Below are 20327 nucleotides of genomic sequence, written 5' to 3'. Positions count from 1 at the left end.
CCGGACCGACCGTCCGCCGGGGCGGGTGCGGAGCAGGGCGCTCCGCACCCGCCCCGGCACCCGACCCACGTCGCCGCCGCGACCGGCCGTGCCCCCGCAGCGGGTGCACCACGGCGGCCCGCGGCGTACCGGGCATGATGGGACGCATGGATCTCCGCATCTTCACCGAACCCCAGCAGGGCGCCACCTACGACACCCTCCTCCGGATCGCCCGGGCCGCCGAGGACCTGGGCTACGGCGCGTTCTTCCGCTCCGACCACTACCTCCACATGGGCTCCGTGGACGGGCTGCCGGGACCCACCGACGCCTGGATCACCCTCGCCGGGCTCGCCCGCGACACCAGCCGGATCAGGCTCGGCACCCTGATGACGGCGGGCACGTTCCGGCTGCCGGGCGTCCTCGCGATCCAGGTCGCCCAGGTCGACCGGATGTCCGGCGGCCGGATCGAACTGGGCCTCGGGTCCGGCTGGTACGAGGAGGAGCACACCGCGTACGGCATCCCGTTCCCCAAGGAGAAGTTCGGCCGACTGGAGGAACAGCTCGCCGTCGTGACCGGGCTGTGGAGGACCCCCGTCGGCGAGCGCTTCAGCTTCGAGGGGACGCACTACCAACTCAAGGACTCGCCCGCGCTGCCCAAGCCCGCCCAGTCCCCGCTGCCCATCCTGATCGGCGGCCACGGCGCCAAGCGCACCCCCGCCCTGGCCGCACGGTACGCCGACGAGTTCAACATCCCCTTCGCCTCGATCGCCGACACCGAGCGCCAGTTCGGCCGGGTGCGGGCGGCGGCCGAGGAACGCGGACGGCACCCGTCCGACCTCGTGTACTCCAACGCGCTCGTGGCCTGCGTCGGCCGCACCGACCAGGAGGTGGCCCGCCGGGCGGCGACCATCGGCCGCGAGGTGGACGAACTGAAGGAGAACGGTCTCGCGGGATCGCCCGCGGAGGTGGTCGAGAAGCTGGGCCGGTACGCCGCCGTGGGCTCCCAGCGCGTGTACCTCCAGATGCTGGACCTGGACGACCTCGACCACCTGGAGCTGATCGCCTCCGCCGTCATGCCGCAGGTGGCGTCCGGCGCCTCCTGAGCGGGCGGACCGCTGCCGCGCGGCGCGACCCGGACGGTTCCCGAACGCGCCGGTGACCGTCTCCGTCGACCGCCGGCGCAGACCGCCGAGGTGCGGAAGTGGCAACTGGCGCACACCCCGCCGGGCCGCATCGGCCGGCCCGAGGAAGTGGCCTGGGCCATCACCCGACTCGCCGCACCAGCCGCCTCGTTCATCACCGGAGTCGTGCTCCCCGTCGACGGAGGCGCGGTCGTGGCGTGATAGAAACGGCCCCGGGGGTGGAGCGGGTGCGGATAGGCGAACTGGCCTCGGCCACCGGAACGACCGCCCGTGCGCTGCGACACTACGAGCAGGCCGGACTGCTCTCCTCCGAACGCGCCCCCAACGGCTACCGCACCTACGACGAACAGGCAGTGGTGCGGGTCCGCAACATCCGCTTCCTCCTGGCCTCCGGACTCACCCTCGACGACGTGCGGGCCTTCCTGCCCTGCCTGGACGGCGACGTCAGCGCGGGGCCGCCCTCCGAGGACGGCCTGCGGGTCACGCAGGAACGACTGACGGTCCTCAACGAACGGATCGCGACCCAGACCGAGGCCCGGGACCGCCTGGCAGCCGCCCTCCGGGAGAGAACCGGCGCCGGGGGGCGGCCGGTTGGCTAGGGGGCGGTTCGTCTCTGGTGGGGCCCCTCCCCCTCCCCTCCCCCTCCCCCACTGCCGCGAGGCTCGACGGCTCGACGGCTCGACGGCTCGACGGCTCGACGGCTCGACGGCTCGACGGCTCGACCAACGGCCCTGCCACGGGGCTGGTGTGTCACGGATCGCTCACGGTTCGCCTTCCGGGAGGGGGTGGGAGAGTGCGAGGAGGCGACGGAGCATCTCCACCACGCGGTCCCGGCACTCGTCGATCGCGTCGATGGCTTCCATGCACTGCCAGTAGGCCCCCTGGTCCTCGGCGGTGCTGGCGATGCCGACCAGGGCGATGCCGACCTCGCCCAGCAGGCTGCCCAGGTCGAGCAGGGCTGCGTGCGGGTCGCTGATGCCCGTGAGTCGGGCGGCCCGTATGCCGTCGGCGCCCAGGGCCGGGTAGTGGAGCGCCCCGCTGCCCCGGCCGCCGAGTTCGCTCAGCCGCAGCGCCTCGCCCCGTAGTTCCATCGGGCCGGTGACGGCGAGTCGGCTCCCCATCACCTGGGCGAGGGCCTGGGCCTGCCAGGACTCGGCCATGACCCCGCGCGGGTCGTCGCTGGCTGCCAGCAGCTTCCTGTTGATTCCGATGAGCCTTACCGCGTCCATCCGTACCCCCGTCTCCGTGGACGCCGGGAGTGAGCGTCCGACCACACCCTGCTGTTTCATTACCCAGAGTGAGTTGTCGCGAGACGGAAAGCTAGTGGATGCCGGAAATCTGTGGGGAACAAGACGGTTGTGGAAAAGAGCGCCACTCCGGAGAGTGACTGATCAGGGGATCCGGTCGTTCGTGGGACATACGGCACGCCTCCCGCTCGAAGCGGTCGCGCCGCACGTCAGGGGGCGGGGGTGTCGCCCGCGGGCTCCGCCGGCCCGGAGGGCGGTCCGGGTGGGAGCCCCGGGAGGGCGCTCCGGGCGGGGTGATCGCCCGGAGCGCCCTCCCGGGGCCGTTCGCGGTCATCGGCCGGCGGTGGCGGGGGTGTCCGGCGGGGGGAACCTCTTCTCGTTGCGGTCGATCTTGTCGGCCAGTGCGGTCAGCGGATCGATGTCGAGGGTCGCGCAGAACTGGAGCAGATAGGCGAGGACGTCCGCGACCTCCTCGCGGACGTGTTGGGCCCGCTCGGGGTCGGCGGTGATCCGGGCGGACTCCTCGGGCGTCAGCCACTGGAAGATCTCGACCAGTTCGGACGCTTCCACGCTCAGCGCCATGGCCAGGTTCTTCGGGTTGTGGTAGCGCCCCCAGTCACGGACCCTGGCGAATTCGACCAGTCGGTCCCGCAGTTGGGCGACGGTCGGCGCGGGGTCCGTTTCCTCGGTCGGTCGGCGGGGTGGTTGCGGGGTGCCGGGCGGGGCCGGGGCGTTCGAGGGGCTCATCGGTCAAGGTCTACCACCGTGAGGGCTTCGCCGGTCACGCCCTCGCGCACCGGTGCGGTGTCGCGGACCGATCCCAGCAGTCGGACGTGTCCGCGTTCGCACATCTCGGCCGCGAGTCGGGCGAGTTCGCGCACCTGTCGCGCGTCCATCGAGCGGTCGAGGTCGTCGGCGAGGACGGTGAGGCACTGGTAGGCGGAGGGGATCTCGGTGACGGGGTCGACGTCGAGCACGCCGGGCCCGGTGAGCAGGACGAGGGCCAGGGCGAGGTAGCGCAGTTCGCCGTCGCCCAACCGGGGCAGCGGGGTGTGGTGCCCGTCACCGCGGTCGAGGACCGCGTGGGTCCTGCCGTCCGGGAGGTCCTCGGTGCGCAGGTCGACGACGGGGCCGGTGCAGCCGGCTCGGACGGCGGCCACCAGGCGGGCGTGGCGCCTGGAGCATTCGGTGCGGGTGCGGCGCAGCACGCTGGCGAGGTTGCCGCAGTGGGGTAGGAGGCGTCCGGTGTCGTGGGGGGTGCCGGTCGCGGTCGGGGCACGCATCCGTTCGGGACGGGGGTCGCAGGCGAAGACGGAGCGGAGCGCGACGACGACCTGTTCGGCACCCGCCAGTACCTGGCGCTGGCCGGCGGTCTTGCCGGCGACGCGCAGGGGGAGCAGGGCGGTGCCGAGGCGGTCGCCGGGGAGGGGGGCGCGGGTGACGGGGGCCAGGCCGGCGGTGTGCCAGGCCGCCTGGACGGTGGACCGGGTGGGGTCGCGCAGCGCGCTCGTGAAGAGTTCGGTGCCGTCGTCGGTGGTCAGTCGTTCGCCGACGATGCGGAGTTCGGGGTGGGTCTGGACGGCGAGGTCGAGGTGGATCGGGCCGGTGGGGCCGGTGGTGGTGCAGCCGATGCGGAAGCCGCGGCGGCCTTCGGGGTCGGGGGCGGACCGTTCGGGTGTCCAGGCGGCGGGGTCGGGGAGGGCTTCCTCCAGGGTGGCGCCGGCTGCGAGGCGGGCCAGTGCCTCGTAGGCGCGCAGGATGCTGGTGCGACCGCTGCCGCTGGGGCCGGTGAGCAGGGTGAGCGGGCCCGGTTCGAGGGTGGTTCCGAGGTGGAAGGTGCGTGCGGTGAGCCGGAGTTCGGTGAGGGCCGGCCGGACGGTCGGGGCGCCGGGTCGGGTCAGGCCCGGGGTGAGCACTGTCATGGAGCAGGACGCTAGGGACCGTGCTGCGCGCCGAACCGTTCCGCCCGGGCGGCCTTCCCACGATCGGGGGAACGGGGCGGGCTCCGCGGCGGTCGGGAGTCCGTGGTGCCGGCGGCCCGTCCCGTGGGGGTGGGCCACCGGCACCACGGGACGGACGGGCGGCGGAGGCGGTCCGGGCCCTCGGTCGGGACCCCGCCGGGCTCGGGTGTCTCCCCGCGCTCCGCGGGGAGGTGCTGCACCGCGTGGGTTTCCTCCGCCGCCTTGCGATCCGCGGCACCGGTTCCCGCTCCCCGGGCCGGCCGGACCCGGAAGAAGGGGCCTAGGGAAAAGTGGCGCCGGCGACGAGTCCTTGGATCTCCGTGCCGGCCGGGGCGAGCAGGAAGACGTTCCGGTCGACGCGGTGCATGCCGCTGCCCAGGCCGAAGACGACTCCGCTGCTGAAGTCCAGCACGCGTTTGGCGGTGTCGGACTCGGCGCCGGTGAGGTCCAGGAGGACGGGGATGCCGGACATGAGGGTCTCGGCGACGTCGCGGGCGTCGGAGAACACGTTGACGCGCAACACCACGAAGCGGCGCCGGGGTTCGTCGTCGGGTAGTGGTTCGGCCGGGTGGCCGGTCCACGAGGGCCATTCGTCGCGGCCCCGCAGCGGGACCACCTGGGCCAGTCCCGCCCACTGTTCGTCGGTGACGTCGTGGCTGTTCAACGGCCCACCCCGTCCTGGTTCGTACTGTTCTTCCCCACCGGACCATTCTTACGCCAAGTCACCCGATCGGCCCAACACCGACACGGGCGGTCCGGGCGGGAACGGCGGAAACCCGATGTCGGACGGTCGGTCAGTCGGGGGTCGGGGACTGGCCGCGCCAGCCCTGGGAGCGGAGGACGGCCGCCACGTCGGGCGCCCGGTAGTGGTCGCCCTTGAGCACCTTGCCGTCCGCGCGGACCCGGGGGACTCCATCGGGTCCGATCTTGCTCATGTTGGCCCGGTGGATCTCGGCGATCACCCGGTCCAGGTCGATGCCGTGGACGAGGGCCGTCCCGTAGGCGACGTAGACCACGTCGGCGAGTTCGTGGGCGAACCGGTCGAGGGGGCCCGAGACGGCGACTTCCGCGACTTCGTCGACCTCTTCCGCCAGGAGGTCCTGGCGGTGGGCGGCGAGTGCGGGCGGGACCTCGTGGGGGGTGTCGCGGGCGTCGAGCCCGCACGCCTCGTGGAACGCGCGGACGAGGTGGGCGGGCGACGGCCGGTTCGCGGGCGGGACCTCCTCGACGGGGGTCTCGCGGGAGCCGGCCGGTCCGGCGGCGGGTGGAGTGGGCACGGTGAGGAATCTACCGGTCGCCGCTGACACCGCGTTCCGTGCGGCCGGGGTCTCGGGGAGGCCCCGGCCGGGGTGGGGGTACCGGTGTGCCGGGCGGGGCGGTGTCGGGTCCTGCCCGGGCCGGTGCCTACACCCGGAAGACGTCCAGGAAGGAGCTCCACCAGCCCTTCTGCTTGCGGTGGGCATCCGTGCGCGTCGACGGGGTGGACGGGACGGGGTCGGCGGAGCGGGCCTGCGGGGCGGTCGGGGGGCGGGGCGGGAGCCGGCGGGGGGCCACCGGGCTGAAGTGCACGGGCAGCGAGGTGACCGACCGGTGGAAGGGGCCGGGGCGCCACTCCAGCTTCTCCTCCGGCAGGGCGAGGGTCAGGTCGGGCAGGGCGTTGAGGAGGCGCTCGATGGCGGTGAGGGCGATCACCCGGGACATGGACTTGGCCGGGCAGCTGTGGGGGCCGGCGCCGTAGGCGAGGTGGGCGCCCTTGCTGAGGGTGAGCCGCGCGTCGGTGAGCTGGGGGTCGGTGTTGGCGGCGGCGAAGCTGATGGCGACGGGGCTGTTGGCGGGCAGGGTCACGTCGTCGAGGCGGATGTCCTGCACCGGGTAGTGGATGGCGAAGTTGGCGACGGGCGGACTGTTCCACAGGACGTTGTCCAGGGCGTCCTCGACGAGCATGCCCGCGCCGCGGCCGTGGGTCCGGCCGTCGAGGAGGAGCAGGAGCGCGCTGCAGACGAGGCTGCTCTGGGGTTCGATGCCGGCGGACATGATGACGACGAGTTGGTCCTTGAGTTCCTCGTCGCTGAGCCCGGCGGAGTGTTGGACGAGCCAGGTGGTGACGTCCTCGCCGGGGTGGCGGCGCTTGTGGGCGACCAGTTCCAGGAGGGCGGTGGTGAGTTCCTCGTTGGCCCGCGCGGCGTCGCCGTGGCCGTCGAAGATGCCGGCGACGCCGCGGGTGACGCGGTCGCCGATGTCGGCGGGGCAGCCGAACATCTGGTTGAACAGCAGCATCGGCAGCAGCTTGGCGTAGTCCTTGAGCAGGTCGGCGCTGCCGCGTTCGCCGAACTGGTCGATGAGGTAGTCGGCGATCTGTTCGGCGTCCCGGGCGAGCCGGCTGGTGTTGACCTTGCCGAGGCTGTCGGTGACGGCCTTGCGGAAGCGCAGGTGTTCGGCGCCGTCGGAGAAGAGGCAGTTGGGGCGGTAGTACATCATCGGCAGCACGGGGCTGTCGAAGGACACGCGTCCCTCGTTGAGGGCCTTCCACCGTCGGGAGTCGCGGACGAAGAGCGCCGGGTTCTGGAGCACGCGCAGGGCCGCTTCGTGCTGGGTGACCAGGGTGGCCTCGACGCCGGGGGCCAGTTCGACGGGGGCCGTGGGACCGTGGGCGCGGAGTCGGTCGTAGGTCGCGTAGGGGTCGGCGGCGAAGTCGGGGCCGTACAGCTGGGTCGGCGACTGCTGGTGCATCGGGCACCCGGGGGGAGGGAGCGGGGCGGACCCGGTCTGTGCGTCCATGCGTAAGTCCTCGGGATGATCCCGGGGCCCGGTGGGGCCCCGGGAGGTGGGTGACTGAGGGGGTGGGTCAGTTCACGCGCGCGAGCAGGTGCTTGACGAGCGTGATCAGCGCCTGGGCCGACGACGTCTGGTCGCGTGCGTCACAGAACACGACCGGGGTGTGCGGCAGGAGGTCCAGCGCTTCGCGCAGTTCCTCCTCGGCGTGCTGGTCTGCCTGTTCGAAGCTGTTGACCGCGATGGCGTACTCGAGGCCGTACTTCTCGATCAGGTCGATGACGGGGAACGACTCGTTGAGCCGTTGGGGGTCGACCAGGAGCAGTGCTCCGAGCGCGCCCCTGGCCATGTCCTCCCACAGCTGCATGAACCGCTGTTGGCCGGGCGTGCCGAAGAGGTACAGCACGAGTTCGTCGCTCAGGGTGAGTCGCCCGAAGTCCAGGGCGACGGTGGTGGTCTCCTTGCCCGTGACCCCGCGCAGGTCGTCGACGTGCGTCGACGCCTGTGTCATCTTCTCCTCGGTCCGCAGCGGAGTGATCTCCGACAGGGTGCCGATGAAGGTCGTCTTGCCCACGGCGAAGTGGCCGACGACGAGGATCTTCGCGGTCGTGAGGACCGCTTCCGGTAGGTAGACGGTGTCAGCCGAACCGGCGTTGGAGCCCATGCAGCACCTCTTCGAGGATCTTCCGGTCGACGAGCTTGGCGGCGGGGGGTGCCGCGCGGCAGATTAAGTGTCCCTGCTCCGACAGGTCGGTCAGCAGTAGCCTGACCACGCCGACGGGGAGGGCGAGTCGTCCGGCGACCTCGGCCACCGAGAGGTAACCGCCCGCGCACAGGCCCCAGATGGCGCTGACCTCGGGGCTTGGGCGGGCGGGGGGCATGCGGTCGGGGGCGATCGTCACGAGGGTCACCAGGGACAGGTGGTCCGCGGCGGGCAGGTTGCGCCCGCCGGTGATCACGTAGGAGCGGACGAACCCGCTGGTGACCGACTGTTCTTCGCCGGGCGCGGTCATATGTCGCTGCCGGCGTTCTGGCGCGGCGGCGAGGTCATGGCCTTGCCGAGGGCGCCGACCTGCTGCTGCATCCGGAAGGACATGGCCTCCATGTCCACGTCGGAGGAGGTCGCGGCGGCGAGGTAGGCACCGCTGCCGGCGGCGATGAGGAAGATCCAGCCGTCCTCGTACTCCAGCAGCGTCTGACGCCAGCGGCCGGTGGTGCGGCTGCCGATGAACGGCGCGACGGCCCGGCTCAGCGATTGCATCGAACTCATGGCGGCGGCGACGGTCTCGGCGTCGTCGCGTCCGATGGCGCTGGAGTGCTCCAGCAGGAGGCCGTCGGCCGAGACGAGGATCGCGTGCCGTGCCCCGCGCACCTGGAGCACGTCGTTGAGCACCCACGACAGATCGGGGTTCACTGGTGGTCGGGTCCTTCCGTGGTCGTCATGTCGCGTCCGGATCGGGTGCCGCGCTGGAACGCGCCCAGCAGGGAGGCCGTCTCTTCCTGGCTCCGCGGCGGTTCGGGGGCTTCGACCGGTTCCGGCACCACGGCGACGGGGCGTTGGCGGCGGCGCTTGGGCAGGCCGCCCGCGGTGGTGCCGCGGACGGTGGAACCGGGTTCGGCGCTGGGAACGGCGGCGAAGAGCGGGGTGGGCTGTGCGGCCCTGCCCTCACCCGTCGACCGGTGTTGGCGGATGACGGGAACGCTGCTCTGGCCGGTGAGGTCGGCGTCCGTGACGGTGGCCGGCACGTCGCTGGTGAGGAGTTCGTCCGGGAGCAGGATCACGGCCCGGACGCCCCCGTAGGGGGAGACGGAGTCGACGGAGACCTTGAACCCGTAGCGGGCGGCCAGCATGCCGGAGACCGCGAAGCCGAACTGGGGCGGGTTGCCGAGGCCGGAGATGTGGATGGGTTCCCGCGGGGAGAGCAGGGCGGACGCCCGGTCCTTCTCCTCCTGCCCCATGCCGAGGCCGGCGTCGTCGACGATGAGGCACACGCCCTTGGGCACGGCCTGGATGTTGATCTCGACGGGGGTGCCGGGGGCGGAGTAGTTGGTGGCGTTGGCGAGCAGTTCGGCGAGGACCACCGCCACTGGTTCGACCACCTTGCTGACCACGGAGAAGTTGGCCTGGGCGTGGATCTGGACGCGGTCGAACTGGCGGATGCGGCCCTGGGCGCTGCGGGCGACGTCGTAGACGGAGGCGACCGTCTCGCGCCGTCCTAGCCAACCGCCGCACAGGACGGCGATGCCCTGGGCCCGGCGGCCGAACTGGTTGTTGGTGTGGTCGATGGCCATGAGGTCGGCGAGCATCGACCCGTCGTCGCCGTACTTCTTCTGGACCTTGTCGATGACGATCTGCTGCTCGTCGGCGAGGCTCTGAAGGGTGCGCATCGCCGCCTTCAGCACCGCTTTGGTCTCCTCCTCCGCGTCCTTGCGGACCTCCGCGAGTTCGTTGATGTGTTGGTTGCGCAGGCCGCTGTGCGCCGCGCCGAGTTCGTTGCGCTGGTGGAGCAGCGCCTCGTTCTCCGCGGCGAGGTTCGCGTTGCGTCTGCGCAGACCGATGTTGGTTTGCCGTGCGCGCAGCACTCCGCCCGAGGCGGCCACTACCACGGCGATCAGGACCCAGAAGAAAGGGTCCTGCACAAATGACGTCATGAGACTCTCTTCGAGTGGCATTCCGGTGGAAACGGTCGCTTTCCTCCAGCCGGGGCGCAGCCGTGACCCGAGGTCACGGGGTGCGCCGTCCGGGCCGGAGAACGTTTCTCCGGGACGGGGCCCGTTCGGCTGACTCCCCCTTGGTGCTTCTGATGCACCGTCAGCCCACTGTGAAGATCACACACTGTATCAGCGAGGCACATCCCGTACGCAAGTGCCAGCACGTCCTGCACACCACTTTCCGTGCCGGACCGGTCACTGTCGCACCGGGTGATTCGCCCCTCCCTAAAGGGATATGACGGGGCGTCAGCAACGCGCACAGGCGTCGACTCACACGTGCCTCCAACACCCCTTTCCGCCAAGCAAGAGAGCCGCTCCATTTCTCCATATCCGAAGCGTTCGACGCAACATGACAGAGCGTCATATGCGGACGGGCTGCCATGTCCGGCCACCTTCCGGCACACCTCGCCGGCACCCGGGACCGCCATCGGGATGATCGCCGTGGTGAAGAATCCGCGAAGGATTCGGGGCGCCCGCGGCGGAGAGCGACACCATTCGGCCAGTTCGCCCGGAAAGAACCGGAGGGACACATTCCCCTCATGGGAAGTCGTCCGACATCCGAACGCTCCGGCGACGTCAGGGGTACAGACCACTGATGGCCGAAAACGTTTGGACAAGTCGGCCGGAAGAGTGTGCCCCATGAGGGAACTTCACGGGGCGGTCCACCGACGGGTGCACGCCGCGTCACCACCGCCCGGGGGGGGCCGGTACCGAGCGGGGCGGACGGTTCGACCGCAACGGCTCCCACCATCAGGTCGCGGGACGGCTCCGGTGGGTTCCCCTGCCCGGTGGGCGACATTCCTCACATCGACGGGGGACGGACGGCCCCCCTCACCACCACCGCGGCGGTGCCACCATGGACGGGCCGCCCCGCGCCACCGCCTTCCGCTCGACGCGGCTGCACTTCTTTCCCTTCCCCTCTTCCCCCTCCAGGAGCGGCGATGCCAGAGCCCCGTCCCTCGGACGCCCCGCGCCGGGCCCCGTACCGCACGGTCCTGGCCTTCCTGCTGCTGCTCGGTGCGGTGTTCTCCGCCGGCCGGGCGATCGGCTCCGCCGTGGACCCGGTGGGCCCCTCGGTCCACCCCGCCCGCACCGGCACCGACGGCCCCTCCCCCGTCGAGGGCACCGACCCCGGAGCGGAGCACCCGCCCGGACACCCCGCCCCGCACACCGGCCACTGAGCACGCCGTCGGCCGGCCCCTCCCGGGAACGCACCGGAGCCGCCGCGAAGGACCCGGGAACCAACCCGGCCCGCCGCCCGACCACTTCCCCTGGAGATGCGGTCTGCGCCCCGGCCGCCCGGACCGGGGGCGAGCGGAAGGACGGTCGGTGCGGGGACTCGAACTGCGGATGCGGAAGGTGACGTGCCGCCACGGGCGCGTGGCCGTGGTGACGGACGTCGATCTGGAGATCGGGGCGGGCGAACGGGTCGCCCTGACCGGAACCAACGGATCGGGCAAGACGACCCTGCTGCGGGCCGTGCTCGGACTGCACCGTCAGATGACCGGCAGCGTCACCGTGGGCGGCCGGGACGCGCGGACCGCCTCCGACTGGGCCTGGCGACGCCGCAGTTGTGCCTGGATCCCGCAGAAGCCCGCCGCCGGCCGCTTCCCCCTGCTCGGCGAGGAACTCCTCGCGAGCAGCGAGGCGCCCTCCGAGGCCGCGGAGGGCGCCCGCCGGCTCGGGGTCGGATCGCTGACCGGACGGCCCCTGCACACCCTGTCCGGCGGCCAGTTGCAGCGGATGTACCTGGCCCGCGCCATCGGATGCGTCGCGGCGGGCGCCCGGGTGCTGCTCGCCGACGAGCCCACCGCCGCCCTCGACTTCGCCGGTCAGGAGGACGCCGCCGAGGTGCTCACCACCCTGCCGGTGACCCTGGTCGTGGTCACCCACGACCGCTCCCTCGCGGCCCGCTGCGACCGGGTGCTGGAGATGGCGGCCGGACAGCTGCGGGAGGTGCGGTGAACCTCGCGGCCGACGTGGGCGCCCTGCTCCAACTCGTTCCCGTGCAACGGGCCGGATTCGCCCTGCTGTTGGCCGCGGTGGGCCTGCCGGTGATCGGCGTGGTCATCGTCGGGCTCGACATCATGCCGGTGCGGTTCGCGATGATGCACGTCGCCCTGCTGGGCATCGCCGTGGGCCTCGCCACCGGACTGGACCCGATGGGCTGCGCCCTGGTCGCCTGCGCCCTGTCCGGGGCCGGGGTCGCACCGCTCGCCCGCACCCCGAGCGGGCTGTCCGGTGCGATGGGGCTGCTGATGAGCCTGGCGATCGCGGCGGCCCTGCTGCTGCTCGCAGTCTCCGGGGTCAACGCCTCGGGCGCCTTCGCCCTGTTGTGGGGTTCGATCCTCTCGGTGGGCACGGTCGACCTGGTCGTGCTGGGGGCGCTCGCGGTGGTGGTGCCCGCCCTGTTCTGGTGGCGCCGGCGCGACCTGGCGCTGCTGCTGCACGACCGCGAGCTGGCGCAGTGCTCCGGCGTCCCCGTGGGGGCGCTGACCCTGGCGCTGCTGATGCTGGTAGCGGTGTCCGTCGCCGGGGCGATCACGCTCACCGGCGCCCTGCTGGTCGACGCGCTGACCCTGCTGCCCGCGCTGGCCGCCCGTCGGCTGGGCACCTCGCTGCGCTCCATCGTGTGCTGGGCGGTGGGCATCGGCGTCGCCGTCAACGCCACGGGGTTCCTCGTGGCCCTCCGGCTGGACTGGCCGCCCGGCCCGGTCCTCGTCCTGACCGCGGGGGCCGTCGTCCTCGCCGTCCACCTCCTCCCCGAACGGAGCACCCGCTCATGGCGCGCATCGGCGTCCGTCCCCCCGCAGTCCCCGCAGTCCCCCGCCCCCGGCGGGCCCGTCGCGCGCTCACCGCACTCCTCGCACTGAGCACGGCCGCCCTCGCGCTCGGCGGATGCGGCCGGGAGGAGACCGCGGGCGAGGGCGATCCGGGAACGGTGACGGTGGTGGCCACCACCACCTGGGAGGGCGCCTTCGCCCGGGCTGCGGGGGCCAAGGACGTCAAGGTGCTCGTCCCCCCGTCGACGGGGCACGCACCCGACTACGAGCCCAAGCCCTCCGACCTGACGACCGTGGCGGCGGCGGACTTCGTGCTGTACGCGCCCTTCGAGCCGTACGCGGAGCAGATCAAGGACGCGGCCGGGTCGCAGGCCGAGCTGGTCGAGGTCGGCCTGGACAACGACGCCGCGAAGGTGCGGGCCGAGGTGAAGCGGCTGGCCGCGCTCTTCGGCACCGAGGACGCCGCCGCCGACTGGCGGAAGCGGTTCGACGCCCACTACGCGCGGCTGGAGAAGGAGCTCAAGGCCGACTGGCCGGACGGGAAGCGGCCGGAGGTGGTCAGCCAGGTGTTCACCACCTGGGCGGCGAAGCTCGCGGGAGCCCGTACCGTCGGCGCCTTCGGGCCCGAGGCGGTGACGCCCGAGCAGCTCTCCCGACTGTCGGCCCACGAGCCGGCCCTCGTCCTCGACAACGCGCACATGACCACCGGCGAGGTGCTGCCCGGCACGGACGCCCGGCAGGTGGACGTCGTCAACTACCCCGACCGGGACCTCGACCTGCTGGCGGTGTACGAGGACGCCGCGACCGCCCTGAGCAAGGCCATGACCGCCTCCTGACCCCGCCCCGTCCCGCCCCCGGCCGCACCCTCCGCGACCGGGGGCGGTGCCGTCAGGCGGACACCGGGTCCGGCTGCTCCTCCGCCGACGTGCCGGACGCCAGGAGGGCGCGCAGGGCCGCGCGGTCGACCTTCCCGGCCGGGGTCAGGGGCAGTTCGTCGACCAGCAGCAGCCGCTCGGGGTGCTTGGGCCGGTCGACGCCCCGCCCGGCGAGGTGCCGGCCGAGCGAGTCGAGGGTGGGCGCCGGGCCGGGCGCGGGGACCACGCACACCGCGAGCCGCTCCCCCATCAGGGGGTCGGGGACGCCCACGCACACCAGGTCGCGCACCTGCGGGTGGCCGCGCAGCTCGCGTTCCACCTCGGCGGGGCTGATGTTGGCGCCACCTCGGATGACGACGTCCTTGAGCCGCCCGACGAGGTGCAGCAGGCCCTCCTCGTCCAGGAAGCCGAGGTCACCGGTGCGCACCCAGCCCTCGGCGGTGCGGTAGCGGGCGTCGAGTTCGGGCGCTCCGACGTAGCGGAGCGGGGTCATCGGTCCGCGGGCCACGATCTCCCCGGTCCGGCCAGCGGGCAGCGGCTCGTGGGTCTGCGGGTCGACGATCCGGATGTCGGCCACCCGCGGGTCGGGACGGCCCGCGACCACCCCGGTGGCGGCGGTGGGCGGGGTGCGGTGCTCCAGACCGGTGTGGCAGTTGACGCCGTCCGCGGAACCGTACAGGTTGACGACCGGACAGCCGAACGCCTCGGCCGCGGCGGTGGCGGTGGCCCCGTCCAGGGGGGCGCCGCCGAGGACCAGCGCCGTGGGCGGCGGCAGCCGGTGCCCGTCCCCGCCCGTCCCGGCCAGTTCGCCGGCGAGGTGGTCGAGCATCATCCGTACCGCGGTGGGCACGCCGAACACGTGGGTCGGCCGGTGGTCCCGGATCGCCGCGAGGGCCGCGGCGGGGGTGAAGTGGTCCAGCAGGACCAGGGTGCCGCCGTGCCGGGCCAGGGTGACGGCGGTGGCGTTGGAGCCGAAGGCGGAGGCCAGCGGGACCAGGAAGAGGCAGCGCGGCGGGGTGCCGTCCGGGATGAGGGAGGCGAGGAAGTTGCCGCGCCCGCCGGCGAGGGCGTTGGCGGAGTAGGCGACCATCTTGGGTTCGGCCTCGGACCCGGAGGAGACCAGGATGCGGGCCGCGGCGTCCGGGTCGGAGCGGTGGGGGACGAAGTCGGTGGCGTCGGTGCGCATCAGCTGCGACAGCGCCAGCGTGCCCTCGGGTGGCGTCCGCACGCCCTCGGCGATGACCTGGCGCAACTCCGGCAGCCGGGGCGCGAGGTCCCGCAGTTCCTCGGCGTGCCGGGCGCCCCGGTGCTGGGTCGTCGCGATGACGGCGACGGCGCGGGAGCGCCGCAACAGGGACTCGGCCTCACGGCCGCCCCGGCCCACCGGGAAGGGCAGGGCCACCGCGCCGAGCGCGGCCAGCGCCAGGTCGACGACGACCGCGCTGCGCCGGGCGGGGAGTTGGACGCCGACCACCTCGCCCGGTGCGATGCCGAGGTGTCTGAGTCCGGCGGCCAGCGCGCGGGCCCTGCGGTCCAGTGCGGTGTAGCAGAGCGGCCCCTTGGCGTCGATGACGGCCGTGCGGTGGGGGTCGGCGATCGTCCGGGCCCGGTAGAGGCCGTACAGGTCGAGGTCGGGGGTGGAGCCGTCGGCTGCCCAGGAGCGGCGGAGGGCGGCGGGCAGCAGGTCGGTCAGGTCGAGGCTCATGCGAAGCTCCAGGGTGCGACGACGGTGGGGGCGCCGTGGGCGTCCCGGCTGATCGCGCCGGGCAGGCGGGGGTCGTGGGCCGGGTCGGTGAGGTCGGTGGTGACCCGGGTCGCGCCCAGGCCGTGGGCGTGCAGGCGGGCCAGGGCCGCCTCGGTGGTGAGCCGGCCCAGGTCGTGGCGGGCCGCGGCGGCGGCGCCCGCGTCGGCGGGGGCCACCCAGCCGTCCGCGGTGCGCAGGGGACGGCGGAAGCCCGCGGGGCTCCGGGGGGCCTCGCCGGCGGCGACCCGGCGCAGGGCGGGGGCGGTCAGGGTGTCGGCGGCGCCGAGGAGGGAGGAGTCCACGCGCACCCCGTGCCCGGAGCGTTCCCGCAGCAGGAGGCCGGCGAGGACGGCTTCGGCGCCGAGGAGTCCCCCGAGGACGTCCAGCAGGGTCAGCAGGCTGGGCGCCGGGGGTTCGTCCGCGGGGCGGGCCGCCTCGCCGACCCCGGTGCGGGCCTGGACCATGAAGTCGGTGCCCATCGGGGCGTCGGCGAGGCGGTCCGCCCAGCCGCCGGTGTAGGCGTACACCAGGGCCGGGTTGACCCGGGCGAGGTCGGGCGCGTCCAGGCCCAGCTGGGCGGCCTTGCCTGGGGCCCAGTTGTGGAGGAACACATCGGCCCCGGCGGCCAGTTCGCACAGCCGCGCCCGGTCGGCGGGGTCCTTGATGTCGATCCGGACGGCCCGCTTGCCGCGGTTGAGGGCGAGCCAGCGGGCCGAGGTGCCCGCGCAGGTGGGGGGCATGCCGCGCAGCGGGTCGCCGCCCGGTGGCTCGATGCGGACGACGTCCGCGCCCAGCAGGCCCAACAGGTGTGCGGCCAGCGGGGCCTGGATGCGGCGGCCGGCCTCCAGCACGGTCAGCCCGGCCAGTGGCCGCTCCGGTGCCGCGGCGGGGGCGGGCCGGGCGAGGGGGTGCGGCCGTCCGGCGTCCAGCGGGGTGAGGGCCCAGGGGGCGGCGCCGTCGTGCTCCGCGGCGCGTTCGGCGAGGGTGTGCAGCCGGCACACGTCGACGCCGGTGGTGGCGGCGGCCCGCCGGACGGCGGCGAAGCCGTGGGCCCGGGTCGTGCGGTGGAGGGCGGGCGGGAAGGGGGCGCAGCCGGTGGCGTAGCGGAACTGGAAGGGGAGCCAGCCGGTGCGGATCGCGTCGGCGGGGGCGTCCAGGGCCCGCCAGAACGCGGCCCAGTCGCCGGGGTCGAGGGTCTCCAGTTCGAAGAGGACGCCGTCCGCGGAGGTGAACGGGGGGCCGCCGGGCGCCGGTTCGACGGCTTCCGCCTCGGTGGCGCCGGCGGCGGCGAGGTACTGGGAGACGGTGAGCAGTGCGGCGTGGTCGGCGCGGGTGGTGACCCGTTCGACGGTGCCGCCCCGGGCCCGGGCGAGGAGCGCCGCCAGCAGCCCCTGCACGGTGAGGACGCCGGTGGTGGTGGACACCCAGTCGACGGCGAGGCCGCGCGGGGTGCCGTGGCGACGGCCGTGCACGGCCATCACTCCGGTGGCGGCCTGCACGGTGGCCTCGTCGACGAGTTCGCCGCCCGGCGGCGCCCACCGGATGCGGGCGTCCACGGGCGTTACTCCGTCGCCCGAGAGGTGCACGCGGCCCTCGGCCCCGGGGGGCGCGGGGACGGGCTCGGGGCGGGCGCCGAGCAGGCGCAGGTGGTCGGTGACGAGGGCGGTGAGCTGCGGGGGCCCACCGGTCGTGAAGCGGAGCGCGTCCAGGGGGCGGGTCGCCGGGGTGGCGACGCGTGGCGTCATCGGGAACTCCTCTCCGGACCCGGCCGGGGCCGGGACCGTGGTCGGTCGCGCGGGGACGCCGTGGGAAACGTCGCCCGCGGGGAACCGGAAGGGGCTCGCGCCCGACCCGTTCCACCGAGAGGCAGTCGGACGGGTGTTCCCCCGAGTTCCCGGGGGCGGAGGAGAGAGATGACACGCACGGGCGATCCGGAGGAGTCGGGGGCGGAGCGGTTGCGGGGGGAGGTCGAGCGCTTCGTGCGCGGGCGGGTGGTGCCGCAGGAGCCGCTGCTGGACGCCGGCGGTCCGGCCGCGGCCGAGGCGTTGGCCCGGCTGCGCGGCGCGGCGCGGGAGGCGGGGCTGTGGGCCTTGCCGTTGCCGGCGGAACTGGGGGGCGGCGGGCTGTCGTTCGGCGCGTACGCGGAGCTGGCGGAGGCGGAGGGCGCCAGTGACCACGGTCCGGCGGCCCTGGGTTCCGCCACCCTGCTGGACGTGCGGATGCTGGGCCGGCACGCTCCGCGCGCGGTCCGCGAACGGTACCTGGGGCCTCTGGTGGCCGGGGAGGTGCACGCCGCGTACGCGATGACGGAGCCGGACGTGCCGGGCACCGATCCGTACGGCACCGCGACCCGTGCGGTGCGGCAGGCGGACGGGGGGTGGCGGGTGAGCGGGCGCAAGTGGTTCGTGTCCGGGGTGGTGGGCGCGGACCTGGTGACGGTGCTCGCCCGCACCCACGGGGCTCCCGGCGACCGGGACGGGCTGTCGCTGCTGCTGGTGCCCACCGGCTCGCCCGGCTTCCGGGTGGTGCGGGAGCTGGGGGTGCTGGGCGCCGCGGGTCAGGGCGAGATCGCGCTGGACGGGGTCGTGGTGCCGGCCGACCATCTGGTCGGGGAGCCGGGGCGGGGTCTGGAGGTTGCCGGGGAGCGGCTCCAGCTCGGGCGGACCCTGCGCTGTCTGCGCTGGCTGGGGCAGGCCCGACGCGCCTTCGACCTGTTGTGCCGGCGGGCGGTGTCCCGCACGGGTTCCCGGGGCCGGCTGGCCGATCACCAACTCGTCCAGCAGCACGTGTTCGAGTCGCTGTTGGCGCTGCGGACCACCAGGCCGTTGGTGTACGAGGCGGTGGCGCTGGTCGAGGCGGGCCGGGACGCGCGCACCGAGGTCGGCTTGGCGAAGGTGGCGGCGGCGCGGACCCTGCACCGGGTGGCCGATGCGGCGGTGCAGGTGTACGGAGCGGCCGGGTTGGGGCCGGACACGGCCCTGCCCGCGTTGCTGCGCACCGGGCGGGCGGCCCGGGTGCTCGACGGCCCCGACGAGCTGCACGTCACCTCGGTGGCGCGCCGGGTGCTGCGCGGGTACGAGGGGGCGCCGGCGGTCCCCGGCAGCCGGGGTTAGACGAGGAGCCGCAACCGCAGGTCCGCCAGGCCCACCCGGACCGTCTGGCCCCAGGTCAGTTCGAGGGCGTCGCTCTCGACCCCGTCGCCGAAGGCGACGAGCCGGTCCGACTCGACCATCAGGTGCAGGTGTTCTCCGGTGGTGAGGGCGCCCTGGACGAGGGTGGTGCCGGTGGTGGGCGAGGGCCACGCCTCGCGGACGAACCAGAGGAGTCGGGGGTCGGCGGGGGCGGGCAGGGCGGGCGGGCCGGAGCGTTCCCGCCACAGGGAGCGCAGCCAGCCGGTGGCTCCGGTGCCGGTGCCCACGAGGACCCCGGAGGACGCCTGGGCCTCCTCGTGCGCGGGGCGCTCGGGGCGGGTGCCGGTGGCCAGTCGGTAGCGGGCGGTCTGGTGGCCCGGGGCGCCCAGGTAGACCTCGTTGAGGGCGCGGATGCGCTGGGTGTCGTCGGCGACCGCCTCCACCATGGTCAGTTCGTCGAAGGCGGCGCCGGGACGGACGGCCGCGGCGAGCAGCTTCGCCGTGTCGGCGGGGCGGTGGCGCACCAGGACGCCGAGTCCGCGTCCCGGTTCGGGGTCCACCCCCACCACGGGCTGTCCGCCGAGGTACTTGGCGGTGTTGGCGACGAGTCCGTCCGCGCCGACCACCACCACGACGTCCTCCGGGCCGAAGAGGAACCGGTCGAGGTCGCCGCGTTCGACCCGGGCCCGGCGCCAGTGGAGGGGGACGGCCGCCTCGACCGCGGCGAGGGTGCGGCGGGCCCGGGCGTGGCGGGCGGCGACCGGTTCGAGGTCGCGGCCGCGCGAGGTGAGGAAGAAGGCCGCCTGTCCGGGGGTGCCGTGCCGGGCGAGCAGTTCCTCGTACTCGGTGGTGCGGTGGACCAGGACGGCCCGTGGGGCCAGGCTCATTCCGCGCCGCCCGGGGCGGGTGCGGGGCGCGGGTCGGCGGGCGGGCGGCCCAGGCGTTCCAGCAGGCCGGTGAGCACGTCCGGGGAGACGGTCAGGTGGTCGATGCGCGGCAGGTTCTCGGCGAGTCGGGCCGCGGTGAGGGCGTGCAGGGTCGTGGGGTCCGTCTCGGCGTGCACCTTGAGCCAGGCGGCCTCCGCCCGGGCCCGGGCCTCGCCGGCCTCCCGGGCCGCCTCGGCCTGCGCCTTGGCCAGTCGGACGGTGCGGGCGGCCTCGGCCTCGGCGCGGATCGCGTCGGCGGCGGCCCGTTCCTCGGCCTCCCGGCGGGCGTTGGCGCCGCGCTGTTCGACCAGGCGTTCCTCCTGTCGGGCGAGTTCGATCTTGCTGGCCAACTCGTTCTCGGCGATGGCGCGTTCGCGTTCGACGGCGACCGCGCGGCGTTCGTAGGTGGCCCGGTCGGCTTCCTGCTGGACGCGTTCACGGGTGGGGGTGCGCAGGGCGCGTTCGACCTCGGGTTCGGGGCGGACGGCGACCACCCGCACTCCGACCACGTGCAGTCCGGTGGCGGCGAGCCGGGGTTCGCCGCCCAGGCCGGCGGTCACCCGGTCCCGCACCGCGGCCACACCGTCCGTGAGGGCGTCGGCGAGGGGGGTGCGGGCCAGCACGGCGAGCGCGTGCTGTTGGGCCGTTTCGGAGAGCAGGGTGGAGAGTTGTTCCAGGGGCGAGCCGCGCCAGACGCCGGTGTCGGGGTCGATGGAGAAGTCGAGCCGTTCGGCGGCGAGGGCGGGGTCGCCGATCCGGTAGGTGACGGTCGCCTGCACGGTGACGTCCTGGAAGTCGGCGGTGCGGGCGTGGAAGGCCATGGACTCCTCCCGGTCGTCGACGGGGATCTCGGAGAGCGCCGCGGTGAGCGGCCGGTACCAGAAGCCGAGTCCGGGTCCGTCGTGGACCAGGCGCCCGCTCCGGTGGTGACGGATGTGCGTGGTGGGAGCGGAGCGCAGGTGGCGCCAGCCGAGGCGCCTGGTGATGTCGGCCATGGGGACCCCTTTTCGTCTCCTCGACACTAAAGGGTTCCGATCATTCTCGTCAAGGTGACG

21 protein-coding genes and 1 pseudogene are annotated in these 20327 nt (G+C 74.0%); 8 read left to right on the top strand and 14 right to left on the bottom strand.

Features of this window, described 5'->3' with window-relative positions; all coding sequences use genetic code 11:
- Nucleotides 1-146 precede the first annotated feature (146 nt).
- The 3 genes and pseudogenes from ACSMX9_RS24155 (at nt 147) to ACSMX9_RS24145 (ending at nt 1720) form a co-directional block, all read left to right on the top strand.
- A complete protein-coding gene (locus ACSMX9_RS24155) occupies nt 147-1082 on the top strand; it encodes an LLM class F420-dependent oxidoreductase (RefSeq protein ID WP_445396888.1) in 936 nt (311 codons plus the stop codon).
- A 72-nt stretch (nt 1083-1154) separates the two neighbouring features.
- Nucleotides 1155-1322: pseudogene (locus tag ACSMX9_RS24150) on the top strand (SDR family oxidoreductase); the annotation flags it as partial.
- 26 nt (nt 1323-1348) lie between these two features.
- Entirely contained in the window at nt 1349-1720 is a 372-nt protein-coding gene (locus ACSMX9_RS24145) for a MerR family transcriptional regulator (RefSeq protein ID WP_445403085.1), read from the top strand.
- Between the two features lie 162 nt (nt 1721-1882).
- On the opposite strand, the gene ACSMX9_RS24140 is transcribed toward ACSMX9_RS24145, so the two are convergent.
- From ACSMX9_RS24140 to ACSMX9_RS24095, 10 genes are all read right to left on the bottom strand, one after another.
- Entirely contained in the window at nt 1883-2350 is a 468-nt protein-coding gene (locus tag ACSMX9_RS24140; RefSeq protein ID WP_351246173.1) for a DUF6099 family protein, read from the bottom strand.
- Nucleotides 2351-2698: 348 nt separating this feature from the next.
- Nucleotides 2699-3115, bottom strand: coding sequence for a nucleotide pyrophosphohydrolase (locus tag ACSMX9_RS24135; RefSeq protein WP_445396886.1), 417 nt, complete (start codon nt 3113-3115; stop codon nt 2699-2701).
- The gene (locus ACSMX9_RS24130; protein ID WP_445396884.1) at nt 3112-4290 is read right to left on the bottom strand and encodes an AAA family ATPase; all 1179 of its coding nucleotides are present in this window, start codon (nt 4288-4290) and stop codon (nt 3112-3114) included. Before ACSMX9_RS24130 ends, ACSMX9_RS24135 begins: the two co-directional genes overlap by 4 nt.
- Nucleotides 4291-4609: 319 nt before the next feature.
- Complete coding sequence (locus ACSMX9_RS24125) at nt 4610-4993, bottom strand: cell division protein SepF (RefSeq protein WP_351246169.1); 384 nt, start codon at nt 4991-4993, stop codon at nt 4610-4612.
- A gap of 130 nt (nt 4994-5123) precedes the next feature.
- The gene (locus ACSMX9_RS24120; protein ID WP_445396882.1) at nt 5124-5606 is read right to left on the bottom strand and encodes a MazG nucleotide pyrophosphohydrolase domain-containing protein; all 483 of its coding nucleotides are present in this window, start codon (nt 5604-5606) and stop codon (nt 5124-5126) included.
- Nucleotides 5607-5733: 127 nt separating this feature from the next.
- On the bottom strand, nt 5734-7107 hold the full coding sequence (locus tag ACSMX9_RS24115) for a cytochrome P450 (RefSeq protein ID WP_445396880.1): 1374 nt from the start codon (nt 7105-7107) through the stop codon (nt 5734-5736).
- A gap of 67 nt (nt 7108-7174) precedes the next feature.
- The gene (locus ACSMX9_RS24110; RefSeq protein WP_351246163.1) at nt 7175-7765 is read right to left on the bottom strand and encodes a GTP-binding protein; all 591 of its coding nucleotides are present in this window, start codon (nt 7763-7765) and stop codon (nt 7175-7177) included.
- A complete protein-coding gene (locus ACSMX9_RS24105) occupies nt 7740-8114 on the bottom strand; it encodes a DUF742 domain-containing protein (protein ID WP_445396878.1) in 375 nt (124 codons plus the stop codon). The genes ACSMX9_RS24110 and ACSMX9_RS24105 overlap by 26 nt, the downstream gene beginning before the upstream one ends.
- The gene (locus ACSMX9_RS24100; protein ID WP_351246160.1) at nt 8111-8515 is read right to left on the bottom strand and encodes a roadblock/LC7 domain-containing protein; all 405 of its coding nucleotides are present in this window, start codon (nt 8513-8515) and stop codon (nt 8111-8113) included. The genes ACSMX9_RS24105 and ACSMX9_RS24100 overlap by 4 nt, the downstream gene beginning before the upstream one ends.
- On the bottom strand, nt 8512-9753 hold the full coding sequence (locus ACSMX9_RS24095; protein ID WP_351246159.1) for an ATP-binding protein: 1242 nt from the start codon (nt 9751-9753) through the stop codon (nt 8512-8514). Before ACSMX9_RS24095 ends, ACSMX9_RS24100 begins: the two co-directional genes overlap by 4 nt.
- Before the next feature lie 1001 nt (nt 9754-10754).
- On the opposite strand from ACSMX9_RS24095, the gene ACSMX9_RS24090 reads away from it, so the two are divergent.
- The 4 genes from ACSMX9_RS24090 to ACSMX9_RS24075 all read left to right on the top strand — a co-directional run bounded on the left by ACSMX9_RS24090 (nt 10755) and on the right by ACSMX9_RS24075 (nt 13432).
- Nucleotides 10755-10994, top strand: coding sequence for a hypothetical protein (locus ACSMX9_RS24090; protein WP_445396876.1), 240 nt, complete (start codon nt 10755-10757; stop codon nt 10992-10994).
- A gap of 148 nt (nt 10995-11142) precedes the next feature.
- Entirely contained in the window at nt 11143-11778 is a 636-nt protein-coding gene (locus ACSMX9_RS24085) for a metal ABC transporter ATP-binding protein (RefSeq protein WP_445396874.1), read from the top strand.
- Complete coding sequence (locus tag ACSMX9_RS24080; RefSeq protein WP_445396872.1) at nt 11775-12686, top strand: metal ABC transporter permease; 912 nt, start codon at nt 11775-11777, stop codon at nt 12684-12686. Before ACSMX9_RS24085 ends, ACSMX9_RS24080 begins: the two co-directional genes overlap by 4 nt.
- Nucleotides 12596-13432, top strand: coding sequence for a metal ABC transporter solute-binding protein, Zn/Mn family (locus ACSMX9_RS24075; protein ID WP_445396870.1), 837 nt, complete (start codon nt 12596-12598; stop codon nt 13430-13432). The genes ACSMX9_RS24080 and ACSMX9_RS24075 overlap by 91 nt, the downstream gene beginning before the upstream one ends.
- A gap of 52 nt (nt 13433-13484) precedes the next feature.
- Here the strand turns inward: ACSMX9_RS24075 and ACSMX9_RS24070 are convergent, their stop codons facing one another.
- Nucleotides 13485-15176 (bottom strand): class I adenylate-forming enzyme family protein, encoded by a 1692-nt coding sequence (locus ACSMX9_RS24070; RefSeq protein WP_445396868.1) that lies wholly within the window; start codon nt 15174-15176, stop codon nt 13485-13487.
- Nucleotides 15173-16960, bottom strand: a complete 1788-nt coding sequence (locus ACSMX9_RS24065) for a CoA transferase (protein ID WP_445396866.1) — start codon at nt 16958-16960, stop codon at nt 15173-15175. Before ACSMX9_RS24065 ends, ACSMX9_RS24070 begins: the two co-directional genes overlap by 4 nt.
- 168 nt (nt 16961-17128) lie before the next feature.
- Here ACSMX9_RS24065 and ACSMX9_RS24060 point away from each other — a divergent pair, with 168 nt between their 5' ends.
- Complete coding sequence (locus tag ACSMX9_RS24060; protein ID WP_445396864.1) at nt 17129-18328, top strand: acyl-CoA dehydrogenase family protein; 1200 nt, start codon at nt 17129-17131, stop codon at nt 18326-18328.
- On the opposite strand, the gene ACSMX9_RS24055 is transcribed toward ACSMX9_RS24060, so the two are convergent.
- On the bottom strand, nt 18325-19233 hold the full coding sequence (locus tag ACSMX9_RS24055; protein WP_445396862.1) for a hypothetical protein: 909 nt from the start codon (nt 19231-19233) through the stop codon (nt 18325-18327). The two genes, ACSMX9_RS24060 and ACSMX9_RS24055, sit on opposite strands and share 4 nt — an antisense overlap.
- Nucleotides 19230-20267 carry an SPFH domain-containing protein gene (locus tag ACSMX9_RS24050; RefSeq protein ID WP_445396860.1) on the bottom strand — a complete coding sequence of 346 codons (1038 nt, stop codon included), beginning with the start codon at nt 20265-20267 and terminating at the stop codon, nt 19230-19232. The genes ACSMX9_RS24055 and ACSMX9_RS24050 overlap by 4 nt, the downstream gene beginning before the upstream one ends.
- Nucleotides 20268-20327: the final 60 nt, after the last annotated feature.

It is taken from the genome of Streptomyces sp. LE64, assembly GCF_052606915.1.
The sequence above is the reverse complement of the archived record's forward strand: the minus strand, read 5'-3'. Positions and strand labels throughout refer to the sequence as shown.